Here is a 2,400-nt window from a genome sequence, read left to right on the forward strand (position 1 = left end):
GACGAGGTCGGGTGCGTGATCTGGAAAGTCGTGCCTATGGCGGAGCTCAAAATCCGGCCCCCAATCCATGGATACATGTCCGGCGTCAGCACCAATGAGACAATTCCGGGCTAATTGAGAGGGGAGGATTTCTGGTTCATCGTAGTCTTTCAAAGGACGCCGCAGAGCGGGCACGCACGGATGCCGCCGTGCGTGATGCATACGAGGCCGGGCACCCCGATGGCCCGAGGTCGTTTGCGAATGTCGCCTGGGCCTGCCGCGGGGTCGTGACCTGACCAACGGCAACGGAACGCTTCGGGGTACCACTGCTGAAATAACCGCGCCTCGCCGAGGCAGGCGGCATGCCAGTACGGTCAATATCCGAATTAATCGATATGAACGCCCGATACTCGTGATGGATAGGAGTGGCGGCGCTATGCTAGCCAAGGGTTAGGCAGACCACGGGCCTGTCGTGCTTCACTCCATCCCTGGCACTCCGGCTCATGCCGAATGTCGCTTCCGGATGGCATGAGGCTTATCCGAGTAGGGAGAGTTTCGATGGCTGAACATGGGTATGAGGGCGGGCGGCTCGATCTCCCCTTCGTAGGACTTAGCACCTTCGGCAAGCGGCCCGTCTGCCTGGATTGGGACAAGATCGATGCCGATGTCGCCGTGCTGGGCGTTCCCTTCGACATGGGCACCCAGTACCGCTCTGGCGCGCGCTTTGGCCCACGCGCCATCCGCGAGGCGTCGACGCTGTTTTCCTTCGGCCATGGCGGCGCCTACGACCATGAGGACGACCAGATCTATCTGCCGCTCGACAAGGTGCGGATCGTCGACATCGGCGATGCGGATATCGTGCACACCGATACCGTCACCAGCCACGCGAATACGGAAAAGGCGGTCCGCAAGATTCTCGAACGGGGCGCGTTGCCCGTCATTCTGGGCGGCGACCATGCCATCAACATCCCCTGCGTCCGGGCGTTCAGCGAACATGGCCCCATCCATATCGTGCAGATCGACGCCCATCTCGACTTTGTCGACGTGCGCCACGGCGTGCGCGAAGGCCACGGCAATCCGATGCGCCGCGCAGCCGAACAGTCGCATGTCAGCGGTCTCAGCCAGATCGGCATCCGCAACGTCTCTTCGACGGCCCGCGACGGTTACGAGGATGCGCGCCAGCGCGGCTCGACGATCCTTTCCGTCCGCCAGGCGCGCAAGCTCGGCGTTGAAGGCGTGCTGGCGACCATCCCGGAGGGTGCGCGCTACTATGTGACGATCGACATCGACGGCTTCGATCCGTCGATTGCACCGGGCACCGGTACCCCCAGCCATGGCGGCTTCCTTTATTATGAAGTAATGGAAATGCTCCAGGGCCTGGTGAAGGTCGGCGACATCGTCGGCATCGACCTCGTCGAGGTGGCCCCGGCCTACGACCCTTCGGGCATCACCGGCTTTCTCGCGGCACAGGTGCTCCTGAACTTTCTCGGCTATATTTTCGTCGAAAGCGAAGCCCGCGGACGCTGAACGGAAGGAACTCAACGATGCCAACGAACGCCAGTAACGGTCAGGTTCACGTCATTCCCGCCCGCAAGGGCGCGGCGGCGCGCGTTGCCCAAGGCCAAGTAATCACCGTCATCAACACCCACGGCACCCAGGTGGTGGATACCTGGGCCTTCTGCGCCGACGACATCGCGGAATTCATGTCGATGGAGCACAGCCGCGGCGCCATGCTCAAGGTGAACCCCCAGAACGGCGACACGCTGCGCAGCAACAAGCGGCGTCCGATGCTAACCCTGATCCAGGACACTTCGGGCGGCGTGCACGATACACTGATCGCCGCCTGCGACCGCTATCGCTACCAGCAGTTGGGTCATATCGGGCACCATGACAACTGCACCGACAATCTGACGGCCGCCCTCGGCGCGCTCGGGCTGACGCCGCCCGAAACCCCTTCGCCGCTCAACCTATTCATGAACATTCCCGTCAGCGAAGACGGTTCGGTCTCTTTCGAGGCGCCTGTTTCGGGACGGGGCTCCTATGTGTCGATGCGCGCGGAAATGGATTTGATCGTCGCGTTCTCGGCCTGCCCGCAGGACCTCATTCCGGTAAACGGGGAAGACTGCGTTCCAACCGAAGCGCATTATCGGATCGACGCCAAGGCGCTACGCCTTTAAAGCGCAGCCCAGCATTTTAGACCATTGATCCCGAAAAGCGGCTCCCGCTTTTCGGGATCAATGCATAAAAGAGTTTTTACATGCCGCGTATCTTGGGCATCGGTTCTTTTGCGTCCGCCACCTGCCCTTTTCCGGCAGATTTTTCGGCGCTCCCCACCCTTTTGCGCAGTTCCTGAACAAAAATCCGCTGCGACAGCGACGCCTTCTTGTGCTTTGGCGCGATGATGACGAAGGGCGAGCGGAT

General features: G+C 61.4%; 2 protein-coding genes and 1 pseudogene. All 3 read left to right on the top strand.

Annotated features, from left to right (window positions below):
- Positions 1-155: 155 nt before the first annotated feature.
- A pseudogene (locus ACX3P1_RS27895) lies at positions 156-275 on the top strand (SAM-dependent methyltransferase); the annotation flags it as partial.
- 262 nt (positions 276-537) lie between these two features.
- Positions 538-1,506: an agmatinase gene (gene speB, locus ACX3P1_RS27900; RefSeq protein WP_459083015.1), complete on the top strand. Its 969-nt coding sequence runs from the start codon at positions 538-540 to the stop codon at positions 1,504-1,506.
- 17 nt (positions 1,507-1,523) lie between these two features.
- The gene (locus ACX3P1_RS27905) at positions 1,524-2,156 is read left to right on the top strand and encodes a DUF1989 domain-containing protein (RefSeq protein ID WP_459083017.1); all 633 of its coding nucleotides are present in this window, start codon (positions 1,524-1,526) and stop codon (positions 2,154-2,156) included.
- Positions 2,157-2,400 lie beyond the last annotated feature (244 nt).

It is taken from the genome of Mesorhizobium sp. A623 (assembly GCF_054489405.1).

Excerpts from the sequence above, each read along its gene's own strand:
- speB (WP_459083015.1), top strand. The coding sequence starts at position 538 with ATGGCTGAACATGGGTATGAGGGCGGGCGGCTCGATCTCCCCTTCGTA.
- ACX3P1_RS27905 (WP_459083017.1), top strand. The coding sequence starts at position 1,524 with ATGCCAACGAACGCCAGTAACGGTCAGGTTCACGTCATTCCCGCCCGC.